This is a genomic window from Pseudoclavibacter sp. AY1H1, assembly GCF_002931055.1.
In the GTDB taxonomy this organism is placed as follows: Bacteria; Actinomycetota; Actinomycetes; order Actinomycetales; family Microbacteriaceae; genus Pseudoclavibacter.
This window is the reverse complement of the sequence record NZ_PSXX01000014.1, coordinates 24098-40758: the sequence shown is the minus strand read 5'-3', so window position 1 is coordinate 40758 and position 16661 is coordinate 24098. Positions and strand designations below refer to the sequence as shown.

At 69.3% G+C, this 16661-nt stretch carries 17 protein-coding genes; 11 read left to right on the top strand and 6 right to left on the bottom strand.

Annotated features, from left to right (window positions below; all coding sequences use genetic code 11):
- The first annotated feature begins 78 nt into the window (after positions 1–78).
- Positions 79–1689, top strand: coding sequence for a PucR family transcriptional regulator (locus tag C5E05_RS17155; protein WP_104342607.1), 1611 nt, complete (start codon positions 79–81; stop codon positions 1687–1689).
- A 13-nt stretch (positions 1690–1702) separates the two neighbouring features.
- Here C5E05_RS17155 and C5E05_RS17150 read toward each other — a convergent pair whose 3' ends face one another.
- On the bottom strand, positions 1703–2182 hold the full coding sequence (locus C5E05_RS17150; protein ID WP_146081158.1) for a hypothetical protein: 480 nt from the start codon (positions 2180–2182) through the stop codon (positions 1703–1705).
- A gap of 193 nt (positions 2183–2375) precedes the next feature.
- A complete protein-coding gene (locus C5E05_RS17145) occupies positions 2376–3938 on the bottom strand; it encodes a CoA-acylating methylmalonate-semialdehyde dehydrogenase (RefSeq protein WP_104342605.1) in 1563 nt (520 codons plus the stop codon).
- 128 nt (positions 3939–4066) lie between these two features.
- Between C5E05_RS17145 and C5E05_RS17140 the strand changes: the two genes are divergently transcribed.
- A complete protein-coding gene (locus C5E05_RS17140) occupies positions 4067–5443 on the top strand; it encodes an aldehyde dehydrogenase family protein (protein ID WP_104342604.1) in 1377 nt (458 codons plus the stop codon).
- A gap of 37 nt (positions 5444–5480) precedes the next feature.
- On the opposite strand, the gene C5E05_RS17135 is transcribed toward C5E05_RS17140, so the two are convergent.
- The gene (locus C5E05_RS17135; RefSeq protein ID WP_104239727.1) at positions 5481–5729 is read right to left on the bottom strand and encodes a DUF6458 family protein; all 249 of its coding nucleotides are present in this window, start codon (positions 5727–5729) and stop codon (positions 5481–5483) included.
- Between the two features lie 154 nt (positions 5730–5883).
- On the opposite strand from C5E05_RS17135, the gene C5E05_RS17130 reads away from it, so the two are divergent.
- From C5E05_RS17130 to C5E05_RS17105, 6 genes are all read left to right on the top strand, one after another.
- A complete protein-coding gene (locus tag C5E05_RS17130) occupies positions 5884–6324 on the top strand; it encodes a pyridoxamine 5'-phosphate oxidase family protein (RefSeq protein WP_104239728.1) in 441 nt (146 codons plus the stop codon).
- A gap of 2 nt (positions 6325–6326) precedes the next feature.
- Positions 6327–7448 carry a class I SAM-dependent methyltransferase gene (locus C5E05_RS17125; RefSeq protein ID WP_104342603.1) on the top strand — a complete coding sequence of 374 codons (1122 nt, stop codon included), beginning with the start codon at positions 6327–6329 and terminating at the stop codon, positions 7446–7448.
- A gap of 77 nt (positions 7449–7525) precedes the next feature.
- Positions 7526–9076, top strand: coding sequence for an aminoglycoside phosphotransferase (locus C5E05_RS17120; RefSeq protein ID WP_104305634.1), 1551 nt, complete (start codon positions 7526–7528; stop codon positions 9074–9076).
- A 130-nt stretch (positions 9077–9206) separates the two neighbouring features.
- Positions 9207–9545 (top strand): hypothetical protein, encoded by a 339-nt coding sequence (locus tag C5E05_RS17115; protein ID WP_104239731.1) that lies wholly within the window; start codon positions 9207–9209, stop codon positions 9543–9545.
- A gap of 49 nt (positions 9546–9594) precedes the next feature.
- Positions 9595–9855 carry a hypothetical protein gene (locus tag C5E05_RS17110; RefSeq protein WP_104342601.1) on the top strand — a complete coding sequence of 87 codons (261 nt, stop codon included), beginning with the start codon at positions 9595–9597 and terminating at the stop codon, positions 9853–9855.
- Positions 9852–11006, top strand: a complete 1155-nt coding sequence (locus C5E05_RS17105) for a zeta toxin family protein (protein ID WP_104342600.1) — start codon at positions 9852–9854, stop codon at positions 11004–11006. Before C5E05_RS17110 ends, C5E05_RS17105 begins: the two co-directional genes overlap by 4 nt.
- A gap of 19 nt (positions 11007–11025) precedes the next feature.
- On the opposite strand, the gene C5E05_RS17100 is transcribed toward C5E05_RS17105, so the two are convergent.
- On the bottom strand, positions 11026–12363 hold the full coding sequence (locus C5E05_RS17100) for a hypothetical protein (protein ID WP_104239734.1): 1338 nt from the start codon (positions 12361–12363) through the stop codon (positions 11026–11028).
- An 88-nt stretch (positions 12364–12451) separates the two neighbouring features.
- Positions 12452–13231 carry an L-threonylcarbamoyladenylate synthase gene (locus C5E05_RS17095; protein ID WP_104239735.1) on the bottom strand — a complete coding sequence of 260 codons (780 nt, stop codon included), beginning with the start codon at positions 13229–13231 and terminating at the stop codon, positions 12452–12454.
- Between the two features lie 145 nt (positions 13232–13376).
- On the opposite strand from C5E05_RS17095, the gene C5E05_RS17090 reads away from it, so the two are divergent.
- Entirely contained in the window at positions 13377–14327 is a 951-nt protein-coding gene (locus C5E05_RS17090) for a hypothetical protein (RefSeq protein WP_104342599.1), read from the top strand.
- Here C5E05_RS17090 and C5E05_RS17085 read toward each other — a convergent pair.
- Positions 14263–15537, bottom strand: coding sequence for an MFS transporter (locus tag C5E05_RS17085; protein WP_104342598.1), 1275 nt, complete (start codon positions 15535–15537; stop codon positions 14263–14265). The two genes, C5E05_RS17090 and C5E05_RS17085, sit on opposite strands and share 65 nt — an antisense overlap.
- Before the next feature lie 23 nt (positions 15538–15560).
- On the opposite strand from C5E05_RS17085, the gene C5E05_RS17080 reads away from it, so the two are divergent.
- Positions 15561–16148 carry a TetR/AcrR family transcriptional regulator gene (locus C5E05_RS17080; protein WP_104239738.1) on the top strand — a complete coding sequence of 196 codons (588 nt, stop codon included), beginning with the start codon at positions 15561–15563 and terminating at the stop codon, positions 16146–16148.
- Between the two features lie 129 nt (positions 16149–16277).
- Positions 16278–16655 carry an META domain-containing protein gene (locus C5E05_RS17075; protein WP_181059709.1) on the top strand — a complete coding sequence of 126 codons (378 nt, stop codon included), beginning with the start codon at positions 16278–16280 and terminating at the stop codon, positions 16653–16655.
- The last annotated feature ends 6 nt before the right edge of the window (positions 16656–16661 follow it).

Here is a 16661-nt window from a genome sequence, read left to right as displayed (position 1 = left end):
GTTCGTGGTCAAATCGGTGAGAATGGGTGCCATGACTCGACAAAAGCGTCAGCATGGTTCCGCGCCCAGGGGGCTGGCGTGAGTGTCACGCTGCGCGAGCTCGTGGAGGAGACCGAGTTCAAGCTGCGGGTGCTGCACGCCGCGGACGCGAGCGCACTGGACCGCGAGCTCGTGTGGGCGCACAGCTCCGACCTCGGCGACCCGACACCGTGGCTCGAAGCCGGCCAGCTCCTGCTCACCGATGGCATGCAGTTCGCGGTGTCCGAGGTGCCGGGCCCCGGAGCGCAGCCGCAGAGCGCCGCGAACGGACTGCGCTCGCCGGTCTCCGCGACCGCGACCGTTCGATTCCAAGCGCTCGCCAGCGAGGACGTCTTCGACGCCTATGTCGCCCGACTGCGGGCGGCCGACATCGCGGCGCTCGGCTTCGCGACCGAGGTCATCCACGCGGAGGTGCCCGCTGACCTCGTCGCCGCCTGCGAGCGCCACGGCCTGACGCTCGTCGAGGTCGCCGAACGCACCCCGTTCATCGGCATCATCCGCTACCTCGCGGACCAGCGCGCCCTTGAGCAGCGAGCACGGCTCGAATGGTCGCTGCAGGCGCAGCGCAAGCTCGCGAGGGCCGCCCTCAGGCCCGGCGGTCTCGGCGCGATCCTCGTCGAGCTCGAACGGCAGCTGGAGAGCTGGGTGGCGCTCTACGACTCGACGGGGCTCCGCGTGGACGCGCAGACGCGCATCCGGGTGCCGGAGAACGAAGCCCCTGAGATCGAGCGGATGGTGCAGAGCCTCCTCGCGCGCGGCGGTCGCTCGGGGGCGCACCTGCACGGCGAGAGCGGTGACGTGACCCTGCAGACCGTCGGCCAGCACGGCCAGCTCCGCGGGGTGCTCGCGGTCGGCGGGCGAGCCCCGCTTGATCTGGCGGGCAACGACCTCGTCGCGAGCGCGATCGGTCACGCGTCGATCGCGCTCGAGCAGAATCGGGAGCTGGATGCGGCCCGCGGGCACCTGCGCGTCGGCCTCCTCGAGCTGCTCCTCGCCGGCGAGATGGAGGTGGCGACGCGCACTGCCGAGACGGTGTGGGGCAAGCTCCCCGCGGCTCCGATCCGGGTCATGCAGGCGCGGGGCGGCGAACCCGGGCAGGCGCTGCTCGACCGGCTCGAGCGGCTCGCGGGGTCCGGTCCCGAGCCGATCTTCTTCGCCGCACGGGACCACGACCTCGTGGCGATCGTGCCAGCACGAGGGGGCGCGGCACTGCTCGAGGCGCTCACAGAGGCTGGCTTCTCGGCCGGCGCCTCCGCGCCCGGCGACTGGCCCGAGCTGCCGCGACTGCTCGCGGAGGCGCGCAAGGCCGCGGAGCGCAGCACGCCGAACCGGCCGTCCGTGCGGTTCGAGGACCTCGCCACGACGGGGATGCTCGGCGCGCTCGAGGCGGCCGACGGCCGAGTCACCGCGCGCCGCGTCCTGCAGCCCCTGCTCGAGCATGGGGAGCAGGGCCGCCTGCTGCTCGACACGCTCGCCGCCTGGACGGAGGGGAACTGCGCGTGGGACCCGGTCGCGAAGTCACTCGGCATCCACCGGCACACGCTTCGCAGCCGCGTGACCACGGCAGAGCAGCTCCTCGGCATCGACCTGCAGTCCTTCGCGGGGCGGGCCGAGGTGTGGTCGGCGATGCGCCTCCTCGACGACGCCTGACTCAGCGCGGCGGCTACTGCCCGTTCCGGAGCCGGTCTGCGAGCTGCCGCATGCTGAGGGCGCGCTTCTGCCAGAAGGTCCACATCCCGAACCACACGAACGGGGTCAGGAGGCCAGCACCCAGCTTGAGCTGGTCGCGGTAGAGCGTGCGACCGCCGGGCAGCGGCGAGACGACCATCGTGTGCTCGAACGTCGTCATGACGGCCATGAGTCCCGACTCCGGGTACCCGCGGTCGCGGAGCTCGTGCATCCCGTCTCCCAGGTCGCGGTACTGGCCGTCGATGATCTGCGTGCCGAGCGGAACCACGCCGAGCAGGCGGATCTCGACGCGGTGCGGGCGCTCGGGTGACCAGCGTTCGGGGAAGCCGCCGGGTTCGAGCGAGCGCACTTCCGCGAGTGGGCCCGCCACTGCGCGGAAGGCTTCCGGCCGCTGGAGGGCGTCGGCGAGCAGTTCGGTTGGGCAGTCGAGCTTGAGCTTGAGGAGGATTCGCACGTGTGCATCCTCCCTCGTGTCTCCGCGCGGCACCTGCACGTCTCGCCTGTCCGCGACAGCGTTGTGGCCTGATGCTGCTGCCGCGGTACCGAAGCGCATCTCGCCACAACTCCGGCGCGGGGAAGCGGACACGGGGCGGGCGCGAAGCGGACACAGGGCGCCCACGGGGCGGGCGCCCCGCCTCCTCCGCCTCCTAGTCGTTTTCGGGGAAGCCGAGGTTGATGCCGCCGTGCTTGGCGGGGTCGAGCCAGCGGCTGGTGACGGCTTTCTCGCGGGTGTAGAAGTGGAAGCCCTGGAGGCCGTAGGCCTTGGAGTCGCCGAACGCGGAGTCTTTCCAACCGCCGAAGGAGTAGTAGGCGACGGGGACGGGGATGGGCACGTTGATGCCGATCATGCCGACCTGGATCTCGTTCTGGAAGCGGCGGGCGGCGCCGCCGTCGTTGGTGAAGATCGCGGTGCCGTTGCCGAACTGGCCGGTGTTGATGAGCTCCACGCCTTCCTCGAAGCTCTTCACGCGCACGATGCCCAGGACGGGGCCGAAGATCTCTTCCGTGTAGGCGCGGCTGGTGGTGGGGAGGTTGTCGATGAGGGTCGGGCCGAGCCAGAACCCGCCCTCGGCGCCTTCTGCGCTGATCTCGCGCCCGTCGACGAGCACGTCGGCGCCGTCGTCGTGGGCGATCTGGATGTAGGAGGCGATCTTGTCGCGGTGCACTTCCGAGACGATGGGGCCCATGTCGGGCTCGGCGTGCGTGTCGGTGGGGGTGCCGTCACCGATGCGGAGCTTCGTGATGCGCTCCTTCACCTTCTCGATGAGCTGGTCCGCGACGGGTTCGATCGCGAGGACGATGCTGATGGCCATGCAGCGCTCGCCCGCGGACCCGTAGCCGGCGTTGATGGCCTGGTCGGCGACGAGGTCGAGGTCGGCGTCGGGGAGCACGAGCATGTGGTTCTTCGCGCCGCCGAGGGCCTGCACCCGCTTGCCGTTCTTGGAGGCGGTCTCGTAGATGTACTGCGCGATGGGGGTCGAGCCGACGAAGCTGATCGCGGCGACGTCGTCGTGGTTGAGGAGGCCGTCGACGGCCTGCTTGTCGCCGTGCAGGACGTTGAAGACGCCGTCGGGCAGGCCCGCTTCCTTCCAGAGTTCCGCGAGCCAGATCGCTGCGGAGGGGTCCTTCTCGCTCGGCTTGAGGACGACGGTGTTGCCGACCGCGATCGCGATGGGGAAGAACCACATCGGGACCATGGCGGGGAAGTTGAACGGGCTGATGATGCCGACCACGCCGAGGGCCTGCTTGATGGAGAACACGTCGACGCCGGTCGAGGCGTTCTCGGTGAAGTCGCCCTTCATGATGTGGGGGAACCCGGTCGCGAGCTCCACGACCTCGAGGCCCCGCTGGATCTCGCCAGCGGCGTCGGAGACGACCTTCCCGTGCTCGGAGGTGATGATGCGCGCGAGCTCGAGCTTCCGCTCGTTCAACAGCTCACGGAAGCGGAACAGCACCCCTTGGCGCTTCGCGACGGAGGCGTTCGACCACGCAGGGAACGCCGCCTTCGCCGCCGCTACCGCCGCGTCGATCTCCGCCTGCTCGGCGAGCGCGACCTGCTTGGTGGCGACGCCAAGTGCGGGGTTGAAGACCGGCGAGGTGCGCGCGGGCGTCGAGGTCGAGCAGGCGCCGTCGATCCAGTGCTGGATCGTGGGAAGGGCAGAGTCCACGTGATGCTCCTCGGGGTGCGGGCTTGTTCTGGCTGAAAACATGGTCAGCCTACGGACGGGCACCGACGTTCGAATGGCGGCTTTGTAGAGCCGCGTCCCGGTATTCGACCAAACTGGCAGCGGGTTTTGCGACAGACTGGCACCGACGAACCGTGCGACCGAGGAGCGAAATGTCCGAGTACCGAGTGCAGAATCCCGCGACCGGCGAGATCATCGAGACGTTCGACGACGCGACGGATGCGCAGATCGAGCAGGCCGTCGCGAGCGCCGACACCGTGTACCGGGAATGGCGTGAGCGCAGCGTGCAAGAGCGGGCCGCTGTCGTGCGACGCGTCGCCGCGATCTTCCTCGAGCGCAAGGACGAGCTCGCCCACCTCATCGCCGTCGAGATGGGCAAGTCCGTGCAGGAGTCGATCGACGAGGTCGAGTTCGCTGCGTCGATCATCGACTACTACGGCGTGCACGGCCCGAGCCTCATCACCGACGCCGAGATCCCCAGCACCATTCCCGGCAAGGCGTTCATCGAGCATCGTCCCGTCGGCACCCTGCTCGGCGTCATGCCGTGGAACTTCCCTTACTACCAGGTGGCGCGCTTCGCGGCACCGAACCTCGTGCTGGGCAACACCATCCTGCTCAAGCACGCGGACATCTGCGCGCGGTCGGCCCTGACCATTCAGGAGATCATGGAGCAGGCCGGCGTCCCGGTCGGGGGCTACCAGAACGTCTTCGCGTCGCACGATCAGATCGCGACACTCATCGCCGACTCGCGCGTGCAGGGAATCTCGCTCACGGGCTCCGAACGTGCTGGGGCGATCATCGGGGCGCAGGCGGGCCGGAACCTGAAGAAGTGCGTGCTCGAGCTCGGCGGCATCGACCCCATGATCGTGCTCGACTCGGATGACGTCGCGGCTGTCGCGAAGCAGGCGTGGGACTTCCGCGTCTACAACGTGGGCCAGGTCTGCAACTCGAACAAGCGTCTCATCGTCATGGACGACATCTACGACGAGTTCGTCGAGGAGCTGAAGAAGCTCGCGACGGGACTCGTCCCCGGCGACCAGCTCGAGATGGCCGAGGGCCAGTTCGCGCCGATGTCCAGCCGAACGGCGGCCGAGACCGTGGATGCTCAGGTGCAGAAGGCGGTCGCGGAGGGCGCGACGCTCGAGATCGGCGGAGTGCTGTCCGACGGCCCGGGAGCCCACTACTCGCCGGCCGTGCTCACCGGCGTCCCACGCGACTCCGAGTCGTACGGCGTCGAGCTCTTCGGTCCCGTCGCGACGGTCTACCGAGTGTCGAGTGACGAGGAGGCGCTCGACCTTGCGAACGACTGCGCGCTCGGCCTCGGCGGCTCGGTCTTCTCGAGCGACGAAGCGCGCGCGACCCGTATCGCGCAGCGCCTTGAGGTGGGCATGGCGCACGTCAACACGATCGCGGCGGAGGCGGCAGAGCTGCCCTTCGGCGGGGTCAAGAACTCGGGCTTCGGACGCGAGATGGGCCCCATCGGGATCGGCGAGTTCGCCAACAAGCGCCTGTTCTTCGTCTCCGCCTGAGCGCAGCGGGTGCCGAACTCAGCGCTGACCGTTCAGGTCAGTTGCTGCGGTTCGTGCGCTCGATGACTTCCTGGCCCGTGTTGGGGTCGATGACCTTCCGGGTCGTCGACGTGGACTGCTTGCGGCGCAGCGCCGTGACGAGGCTCAGGATGAAGACGACGACGCCAGCACCCATGAGGATGTAGCCGATGGTCTTGAGGTCGACGAAGCCGTCGAGGTCGATGTTGATGGCAAACGCCAGGATGGCGCCGATGACGATGAGTGCGATGCCGCTGCCGTAGCCCATTGGATGACCTCCGTGTCGGATCGAGCGGACGTCGCTCGGGGGATGCCTCAAGTTTCGCACCGCTCGCGTCGTAACTCGACTCCCAGATGTCGATTCGTGCGCGGCGACGAGAATCGGTCAGGCGAGGGGGCGCCGATCAGGCCATGATGGACGCATGGAAGACGAGCAACTGATCACCGTCCTGAGTGACGAGGAAAGCCGCGCTCTGCTGCGCGCGACGACGTTCGGTCGCATCGCGTTCGCCGTGAACGGCCGTGTGGAGATCTATCCGATCAACGTCGTGTTCAGCGAGCGCGATGGTGAGATCGTCTTCAAGTCGGCGCCCGGCTTCAAGCTCGCGGGGGCCTCCATCGCGAAGGAGGTCGTGTTCCAATCCGACGCCCTCGGCGACGGGTTCGCGACGAGCCTCGTGGCACGCGGGGGAGCCCGGGTGCTCAGCACGGAGGCTGAGCTCGAGAAGGCGGAAGCGCTCGGCGTGCGCCCGCTCATCGCGGCACCCAAGAACGAGTACGTGGCGATCACGGTCGTCGAGGTCTCTGGCCGCCGCTACATCACCGGTGAAGAGGCCGAGCCCCTCATCGACACCATCGCCTAGGCATGCCGGATCCCCTGTTGAGTGCCGCAGCTTCCGGCGTCACGGAGCCCGACCCCGTCGACCGGCTCATCCTCGATGAAGCCGCCGAGCTGGGTGTGGTGGATGTGCCGCTCGCGGTCGTCGGCGACGCCACGGGTGCGCTGGCCGTTGCGGCCGCTGAGCGCTTCGACCTGGACACGGTGCGCACCTTCCACGACGCCGTCTCGGAGGAGCGGGCCAGCGACGATGCAGTGCGGGCGAGCTTCCGTTCGCTCAAGGCCGTTCGCTTCGGCTTGGAGCCGGCGCTGTTCGACGGCGCTCGCCTCGTGCTGCTGCGCCTGCCGAAGTCGCTCGCGGAACTCGATGAGATCGCGCGCCTCGTCGCGGCGCACGCGCATCCAGAGGTGCGGATCGTCGCTGGCGGACGCATCAAGCACATGAGCCGCGGAATGAACGAGACCCTCGAGCGCTCGTTCGAGAGTGTGACGGCGAGCCTCGGCAGGCAGAAGTCGAGGGTGCTGCACGCGAGCGCCCCGAAGGCGGAGCTGCGAGGCGCGGCGTCGGCGTACCCGATCGTGCAGAGCTCCGACGAGCTCGGCTTCTCGATCGCGAGCCACGGTGGTGCGTTCGCGGGCCCGCGCCTCGATCTGGGCACGCGCGAGCTGCTCGGAGCCCTGCGTGACCTCCCCGCGGACGAGCTCCCGGAGGCGGGCCTCGCCGTCGACCTCGGCTGCGGCACGGGCGTGCTTGCCGTCGCGCTCGCGAGGCTCCGACCGGAGCTCGAGGTGATCGCGAGCGATCGATCCTGGGCTGCCGTGTCCTCTGCTCGCGAGACGGTGCGCATCGCGGGCGTCGAAGACAGGGTCGAGGTGCGCCGCGAGGACGCGGGGTCGAGCATCGAGACCGGTTCGGTGGATGTGCTGCTCCTCAACCCGCCGTTCCACGACCGGCACGAGGTGGTCGAGGACATGGCGCATCCGCTGTTCGAGCAGGCCGCGCGCATGCTGAAGCCCGGCGCCAGCATGCTCACGGTGTTCAACTCGGGTCTGGCCCACCGTGCGGCGCTCGAGCGGATCGTCGGCCCCAGCACGCAGATCTCGCGCGGTGCCAAGTTCACGGTGGTGCTCAGTCGCAGGCGCGGCTGATCGCGACGAGAAGTGGCGGATTCGCGCCTCCGGGCGGGCATCCGGTCGGTAGGCTGGGGAACTGAACCGGAGGCGCAATGACCGATCTCATCCACATGCTTCGCGACTGGATGCCGAAGCAGCGCTGGTACTCGGGCGGTGAGGGTCGGACGCCGCAGCTCACGCACCTCGGCAGCTACGTGCTCGCCAACCCGAACGGGGAGGCCGGGGTACATCTCGTCACGGTGCCGTGCATCCTCGATTCCTCCGGCGATGTCCCGGTCGTGTACCAGGTGCCGATCGTGCTCCGCGAGGTGGATGCGCGCGTTCCCGCGCTCGGGTACATCGGGTCGATCAGCAACGCAGCCGGGCGTGTGAGCGCCGTCGTCGATGGTCCGCACGACATCGCGTTCGCTCGGGCGCTCCTGGCGCTGCTCGAGCGCGAGGGGCACGCGGCGGGGGCCGGTGGGCGGACGGACATCGCTGCGTACGGACTGCCGATGCCCGGGGCCGTGCTCGGCAGCTTCGTGACGAGTCGGGTGCTGTCTGGGGAGCAGTCGAACTCGTCGATCATCTGCGAGATGCGCATGCCAGATGGGGGCGCCGCTGCCCCGCTCATCCTCAAGGTCTTCCGCATGCTGCACGATGGCGAGAACCCGGAGGTGACGCTGCAGTCGGCGCTCGCCGCGGCCGGTTCCGTGCGTGTGCCGCCCGCCATCGGCCACCTGTCGGGCTACTGGCCCGACCCGCGCGTCAGCAGCGGGCGCGCCTCTGGCAACTTCGTGTTCGCGCAGGAGTTCCTCCCCGGGGTCGAGGATGCGTGGCGGGTGGCGCTGCGCGCCGCCGAGACTGGGGACGACTTCGGTGACGCCGCGTACACGCTCGGGGAGGCGACCGCTGAGGTGCACCGCACGCTCCGCGAGGTGCTGCCGAGCGTCGAGGCGAGCGCCCTGAAGGTGCAGGCTGAGGTCGACGCGATGCGGCAGCGCCTGGATGCGGCCATCGCCGTCGCCCCGGCCCTCGAGCGCCTGCGGGGTGCAGCGGAGGAGGTCTACGCGCACGCCGCCGAGATGCACTGGCCGACGCTGCAGCGGGTGCATGGCGACCTGCACTTGGGTCAGGTGCTTGCCGTGGAGGGCAGCGGCTGGGTGTTCCTCGACTTCGAGGGAGAGCCGCTGCGCAGCATCGAGCAGCGCAATACGGCGGATGCCCCGCAACGCGACATCGCCGGCATCCTGCGATCGTTCGACTACGTCGCCGGGTCGTTGGAGATGACGACTGGGCGGGATGTCGCCGGTGACTGGGCCGCCCGTGCTCGGCAGTCGTTCCTGAACGGCTACGCCGCGGCCGTGAGCGGCCAGGAGCGAATCGGGCGTCACACGGGCGCGATCACGCTCGACAGCCGGGCCGCGCGCAGGCAGGCGCGTGACTTCGACGATGCCAGGGGCACGCGCGACGCGAGAGGTGGGTCTGGTCCCTTCTCGCAAGGGGGTCAGTCGAGCTCGCTGCCGCTGAGCGCTGCGGAGTCAGCCGCGCTCATCAGGGTCTTCGAGCTCGACAAGGCACTGTACGAAGTGATCTACGAGGCATCTCAGCGGCCGGCCTGGCTCAGGATTCCCGTGCGCGCGGTGCAGCGCATCCTCGCCTAGGGGCGCTGCCGGTCTCGACGGAGCCGACCGCGATGCGTGGTCGGCTGCCGTTGTCCACAGATTCGCCCCTCCACCGTTTCGGGCGCCGCGCCGCGAGTAGGTTCGCGAGTACGCAATCGGGAGGATGCACGTGCCGCGCACCACGACGTTCGACAGTTCACCCGGCGACCCGCGAGGGGTGCCGAGCACGGGAGGCTACTCGCCTGAGGTGTACGACCTCCTGCTGGATGCTGGCGGCAGGCTGGCCGCCTTCTATGCCGCGCGAGCAGCGCGTGCCCGCAGCGACCTCGAGTCCAGGCGGTGGCTGGGGAAGCTCGCCGAACTCCGCGAGGAGGTCGCGGGCGTCGACGCCCAGTCGAACGTGAGCGTCGTCCGGAAGCGCAACGAGCTGCTGGAGCGGCACCGGGCAGAGGCGAGCATCGTCGCCAGCGGGCGCGGCAGCGGCAGGGCAGTCCGGGGCACCGGATGAACGCGACGGTGATTGCGCCACGGCAGACACGCACCACGAGAGGACGAACATGACCGACATGCCCAGCGACGAGCCCATCGACGACTACGACCCGATGATCTACGACGCCATGCGCGAAGCCGCGAACCGGCTCAGGGGTCTTTATGTTGCTCGACAGAATGAAGCCGCCTCTGAACAACAGCGACAGCACTGGCTGGAGAAGCAGATCGCCGTCAGGATCGAGGCGGATGAAGTCGACACGTACTCGCTCAATGCGGTGCAAGCTCTCCGGGCGTCGTTCGTCGCACGGCTCAAGGCGGAGGACCATTGAGCTCGGAGTCAGAGGTCACCCGCGAGCAACTGCGCGAGATCTTTGAGAAGTCCATTCGGCCGGAACTCGATGCTCTCCGATCTTCCCAACGAGCCTCGGAGCCGACGCTCGTGCTTGTTGGAGCACAACCCGGTGCCGGGAAAACGCGAACGGTGGGTCGCGTGCAGAAGGACTTCCGAGGGGCTATCCCGGTTATCGGGGACGACCTGCGAGTCTTTCATCCCGACTACGTGAGCGTGATGCGGGAGGACCCGCTTCGCATGCCGGAGGTGACGGCGCAGGCTGCTGGCGCGTGGGCGCGCATGTCGAGCGACTACCTGCGGGAACGTCAGGCATCCGTGGTGTTCGAGACGACGTTCCGACAGCCGGACGCCGTCGTCGCGACGGCCAAGGAATTTCGCGATGCCGGCTACCGCGTCGAAGTGCGCGCGCTTGCCGTGCCCGAAGCGGTCTCGCGGCTCGGCGTGCTCTCGCGGTACGCGGAACAGGTCCGCGACCAAGGGGCCGGCAGGTGGACCCCACAGGCATTCCACGACGTCGCCGCCGAGCAGATGCCCAAGTCGCTCGAACGGGTCATCGCCGAGGGGCGCGTCGACCGGGTGCTTGTCGTCGACCGCGGCGGTCGTGCCCTCCACGCAGCCGACATCGACACGAACGCTGCGAGCACAACCGGCGCGCGCGACGGCGCCGACGCCCGAGCAGCCGTCATCGCCGGAAGGGGCCTCGACAACCTCACCCCGAGCGACGCGAACACCTGGCTCGCAGCACTCGACCGAGACGCGAACTTCGTGCTCAGACAAGCCGATCTCGGCGGCGACGTGCTCGCCACCATCGATGACCTCCGAGCCGACGCACCCCACATCGCGGCCCGCGCCCACACCACGCAGAGCCCCGCCCACGCGGAGACGTCGGCAGCGCTCGCGGCCCTCGGCGCCCGCACCAGCGCCGCACGCGAAGCCCTCAGCCACGGCGAGCGGCCCACTCGAGCGGGCGCGGTCGAGGAGCGCGCGCAGGGCCCGCGCCTCACCACCGAGCTCGCCACGGCGCTCGGACACACCACCAGCCCACTCGCCGACCCAACCCGCTCCCACACGTCCACCCGTGCGCGCACGCAGCAGGCTTCCCCGCAGCACGAACGCGACGAACGCTGACCTCCGGCACCGCACCCGTTCAGGCGACGCTGCGCAGCTCCGGTTCGCGCACCCGCAGGAACGGCACGTACGGCACGACGAGACGCTGCGCGATGCGGCCGAGCACGCCGCCGTCGGCCGCCAACTCGACCTCAGCGCCACCACCCATGAGAACCGCCACCATGTTGCGCTTCGCCGTCGTCCCCCACTGCTCCAGAACCGCCGAGTGCCCCGTCAGCACGTCACCGAGCGACAGCGCCGCACCCGCAGCGCGCTTCCCCTGCGCCGCACCGAGCACCCCCGTCTCCAATCGAACCACCCCGGGCGCATGCGCCGGATCCACACCATGCCCGAAATGGCCGACCCGCCCCAGGAACGGCAGGTGCACGTTGATGCCCAGGATCGGACCGACGGAGGGATCGACGGGAGCGAGCAGCGAGTAATGCGGCACGCGAGCCGACACGGGCAGATCGTCGAGCGACGCCACACCGTGCCCCAGCCCGGCACTCGACACGTGCACGACCCGGTCGACCCGCATCCCGAGTGCCATCGCCCGCCCCGTCACGCCGCCGCCGAAACTGAACCCGAACGCCGTCAGCTCCACGCGCCCGTCACGGGGGATCGAGTTCACGAACCCACCCAGCTTGCGCGCCAGCCCATCCGCCATCGCCGCCGACAACGCCAACGGGCCACGCGGGAACCGCCCGCCCTGCCACACGACGAGCCCGGCCGTGCCAGCGGGCGCGAGCGTGATGAGCTCCGACATGGTGTGCGCCTTGCCCTCGAAGTCGAGCAGCCGCGACTCGTTGCCGGGCACGAACACCCCCACCGACGTGACCCCCTCCGCGAACGGAGACGCGAACGGGTCCTCCGACTCCGAGATCGCCGCGCCCACGTACTCGACGATCGAGTCCCGCTCGGGATCGAACGCGAGCACGAAGCGCGGCTTCCCGCCGCGGTCGACGAAGCCACGGCCCCCGTGCAGCTCCCGCAGCTGGTGCACGAGCCGCTCGCGGTCGCGCAGCTCCCCGCGGCTCGCATCCGCCAGGATGCTCTTGATCTCACCACCCGCGAACGCACTCGCACTGCCGAGCGCACGCTCGATGGAGGCGCCCGACTCCAAAGCACCGATCGCACGCCCGAGCGACTCCCGGTTGGCCCGCACGCGAACCGACCACGGGATGCCATCGAGGTTGCCGACAAGCAGCGGAACCTGCTTCAGGAGACGCGCGCGCTCGGCCTCCGACAAGGCGCCCCACCACTCCCGCGTCGTCGCGGCCGTGGGAGGCGCGTTCAGCACACGACGCAGGCGCCCACGCGAGATGGGCCGCGACGCGATGAGGCGGGTGAGGTCAGCAGACGAAGAACGGGCTCGCACGCGGAAAGCGTAGCGAGCCCGTCCGACAAATCACGTCGTGAATCTGCCGTACGCACAAGAGGCGCTCAGCCCCCGGTGCGAGCCGGAATCAGTAGTACTCGCCCTGGCGGAAGTCCCAGCTGTTGAACGACTCAGCGAGGATCGCCATGATGCGGTTGATGTCGAGGCCCTTGCGGATCACGACGGGAGCCGGCGAGATGGAACGCTGGCCGCCCTGCTCGGGGATGAGCGTTCCGTCGGCGTCGACCATCGAGATCATGACGCCCTGCTCGTGGCGCGTCTCCGTGGTGGCCTCAGGCTGGATGGATGCGACGTAGTCGTTCGCCTCGATGATGAGGTCGGCGCGGTCGTGGATGCGCTCGCCGATGCCCTCGACGAGTCCACGGTTGCCCTTGCCGGACGGGTTCGCGGAACTCGCGAACGCGAAGCGTCCGTGCTTCTCGTACAGCTCCTTCGCGAGCTTCTCGCCGGGGACGCCGAACTTGATGACGAAGCAGCTCGTGCCGCGCCCGTCCATCATGAGCTCCTTCGTGCCGTCGTCGGGAAGGGCCGCGACGGCCTCTTCCTTCCACGGGAGGATGCAGCCGAGGAGGATGTCGTCGTTCCAGTGGCGCTCGTAGAACGCGTCGATCTCCGGCGTGAGCTGCGCGAGCTCGCGCAGCTGCTCGAGGGAACCGCACAGCACGACGCCAGGCTTGTTGCGGTTGCGCTCCTTCGCCTCGAACTTCCGCTCGAGTCCCTCCTTGTCGGAGGTCATGATGATGTAGCCGACCTTCGTCGGGACGACGACGAGTCCGCCGTCTCCCGTGAGGATCTCGACGGCTTCTGGCTGCACGTCGCCGTTCCACGCGATCAATTTGCTGTCCATAGCTGCGTTTCTCTCGAAATTGGTGCTCGGGCTCGTCGAGCCGGAGTGAACTGTCGCGTCCGCTTGGGTCGCGTCGAGGATCGATCCTACTTGGTGTTGGCCCGCAGCCAGGGTCGTGCACCCGCTCGCCCGTAGGGTTGAGGGCATGGAGACTCCTCAGCAGGGCCCAGAAGGCGACGCATCCTCCGAGGTCGAACCCGAGGCGCTGGTCATCGCAACGACCCCGCGGCCGACGACGCCTGAGGCGGTCTCCCGAGTGCTGGAGCGCTTCGTGCGCGAGGTGGTGCCGCCGATCTTCGATGCGGACAACACCATGGACGTGCGCGGCCTTGACCTGGCGCGTGTCACCGCGCATCCGCTCGCGGGCGACCTCCTCGGCATCGACATCGATCTCACGGGCATCGAGGTCACCTTCGACGCCACGGTCGAGGAGGCGCCGCCGCTCCCGGAGTTCCCCGAGTTCGGCACCGAGGTCGCGAGGACCGACGCCCGCGTCGCCGAGGTGCGGGTGCGGGGCCTCCCGGTTCGCATCCAGGGCGCCGAAGTCGAGGCATCGATCACTGCCGCCGGTGTGCACGTCGACTGGGCGGAGGATGATCGCGGGCAGCTCGCGCTGGCGTTGAGGCAGGGCATCGCGGGTGGTGAGGCCGCGACGGTCTTCCCCGTCGACACGCTGCTGATCGACGTCTCCGCGAGGCAGCGGGAGGTGGTGGATGCGCTCGTGTCCATCGTCACGGAGTCGGGGGAGAGCCAGGGCATCCACGTGTCCGATGTCGATCTCGAGCTCACGCAGGCCGGCCCCCGAGGCGCGCACCTGCACGCGTCCGGCAAGGTCCGGCGGGGTTTCCTGCGCGCGAGTCTGCTGTTCACGACGGAGGCGCAGCTCGGCGACGACCTGAAGCTGCAGCTCATCAACCCTCGCCTCACGAGCCGCAACCCGCTCATCGGCCTGCTGCTGCTGGCGGTCCGCAGTCAGATCCGCGAGGAGCTCAAGGACCCGATCGATCTCCGTGACCTGCAGCTCGATCCGCTCAAGCTGGCGGATGCGCAGTTCGAGGTCGGTGAGCGGCTGCGTCTGCGCCTGCAGTACGACTGACCTGCGCGGGAGGCGCGTCCGAGGCGCGCGCCGGTGAGCTCGCTGCCGGTTGCTTCGAGGCGGCGAGGATGCCGATCACCACGAGCAGGGCGGATGCGATGAAGCTGCCAGGGATGCCCACGAGCTCGATGGCCTGCCCGACAAGTGCCGAGCCGAGCGCCTGGCCAAGGACGAGGACAACGAACAGCAGCGCCGTCCCTGCCGGCGCGCGGGTGGGATCGAGTCGCGTCGTCCACCAGATGAGCACGCCGGTGCCGGCCGTGTACCCCCAGCCGAAGGCGATGCAGGCGGCGAAGGCGAGTGGCCACACCCCCGCGGAGGTGCCGAGCAGGACCGTCGCCGCGGCGACGGGCAGGCTGGTCATGAGCCAGGCCCGTCGAGAGGTCAGCTTCTGGAGTCTGCCGGCTGAGGCGATGACCGCCGCTCCTCCCACACCGAGCGCGATCCAGGCCCCGGCGGAGAGTTCCTGGCTTGCGCCTGCGTCGACGAGCGCGGTGCGCCCGAACGTCCAGACGGCGGCTGAGCCTGCGCCGAGGAAGAGCGCCGCGGCGATGACGGGCAGGTGCTGGCGAAACCACGATCGCGGCGGAACGGGGGCGAGGCGGGGCGCAGCATCCGGTCGCGCGGTGGTGGCGGTGGTTCCTCGCCAGGTCGAGGCGATGACCAAGCCGCCGGCCACGATGCTGGCCCCCGCGGCGAGCGTCCAGGCGAGTCGCCAGTCGGGCAGCAGGACGAGCGCCAGGAGGCCTGCTGCGACGAGGCCGGGGCCGGTGCCCGCGTTGACGACGCCCTGCATCCGTCCCACGTGCTCCTTCTTGACTGTCCTGTGCAGCAGCTCCACCAGGGCGGGTGACGCGAAGCCGGCTCCGCTCGACGCGAGGATCGCCGAGGCCGCGAAGACGCCTCCGTCAGCGGCGAGGGCCATGCCGAGCGCGCCGCCGGCAGCGGTAACGGTCGCGAGGGCCGCGAAGAGGTGCGGGGCGCGGGCCGCCAGCAGGAAGCTGGCGAGCGCGGCTGCGCAGTAGGCGGCGGAGGCGCCGCTCGAGATGAGTCCGGCGGCGGATGCGCTCAGTGAGAGCTCCGCTTGGACATCGGGGAGGAAGAGTCCGTAGGCGAGGCGGACGAGCCCGTAGGTGGCTGCGATCAGGGCGGTCCCCGAGGCGGCCAGCAGGAGTGGGCGGCGACCCCGTAACGAAAACGATCGTTTCATATTTACGACTCTAGAGTGTTGGCATGGCAATCCGCTCCAGGACCGAGACCAAGCTGCTCGACGCCGCGGACGAGCTGTTCTTCACGGCGGGCATCCACGCGACGCCGATCGACGCCGTCCTCGAGCGCGCGGGGGTCTCGGCGGCCACGCTCTATCGCGGATACGCCAGCAAGGAGGCCCTCGTCGCGGCGGCCCTCGAGCGCCGACACCGTGCCTGGATCGAGCTGTGGGATGCGGAGATCGCCAAGCATCGCGATGACGAGCAGCAGCTGCTCGCCGTCTTCGATGCCCTGGACGCGTTTCGGCAGCAGCCTCTCGGCTCTCGCTGGTGCGCCTTCCTCGGGGCTTCCGCCGAGTACGCCGACGCTCCCGCCGAGGTCCGTGCAGCGGTGCAGACTGACACCGAGTCGCTGCGGTCGCGGCTCACGCACCTCGCGAGCCCGTTCGACGAGTCAGCGTCCCTCGCTGAGGAGCTGCTGCTGCTCGTCACGGGCTACCTCGCGATGCGTCTCCGCGATGAGCGGTACTCGACGGCCACGGCACGGCGGATGGCGTCGGGCCTCATCCGTGCCGCCACGACCGAACCCGACTCGAGGCGCGACTCGGCGTAGCGGCTGAGGCTCAGTCGGCCTGGTCTGCAGCGCGTGGTCTTCGTAGGGTGATGGTGAGCGGATGCTCGACGAGCACTCGACCACACCGGAGGTATCTTGCAGCACACGTCCCGCCGCACCCGAGTGGCTTTGTCGTCGCTTGCCCTCGTCGTTCTCGCTCTTGCAGCCTGCACGGCACCGACGCTCTCGCAGGAGGAGCTGATCGGCACCTGGGTCGTGAGCCAGTCGCCAGCCGACGTCCCTGCGGAGTTCGGTTCGGCGACGATCGAGTTCACCGACGAGCACGCCTTCGCCGGAGCTGGCTGCAACGGTGCATCCGGCCCGTACTCCGTGGTTGGGAACCGGATCCGAATCGACTTCTGGGCCGCGTCCGAGGTCGGCTGCGATCCGAATCTCCACGAAGTGGAGGACCTGCTCTACAGCGGCTTCACGGGCTTGTCTGTCGATGGTGAGGAGATCGTCATGCCGACGTCTGCTGGAGAAGCTCGCTTCATTCGCGAGGGCTGAACCCCT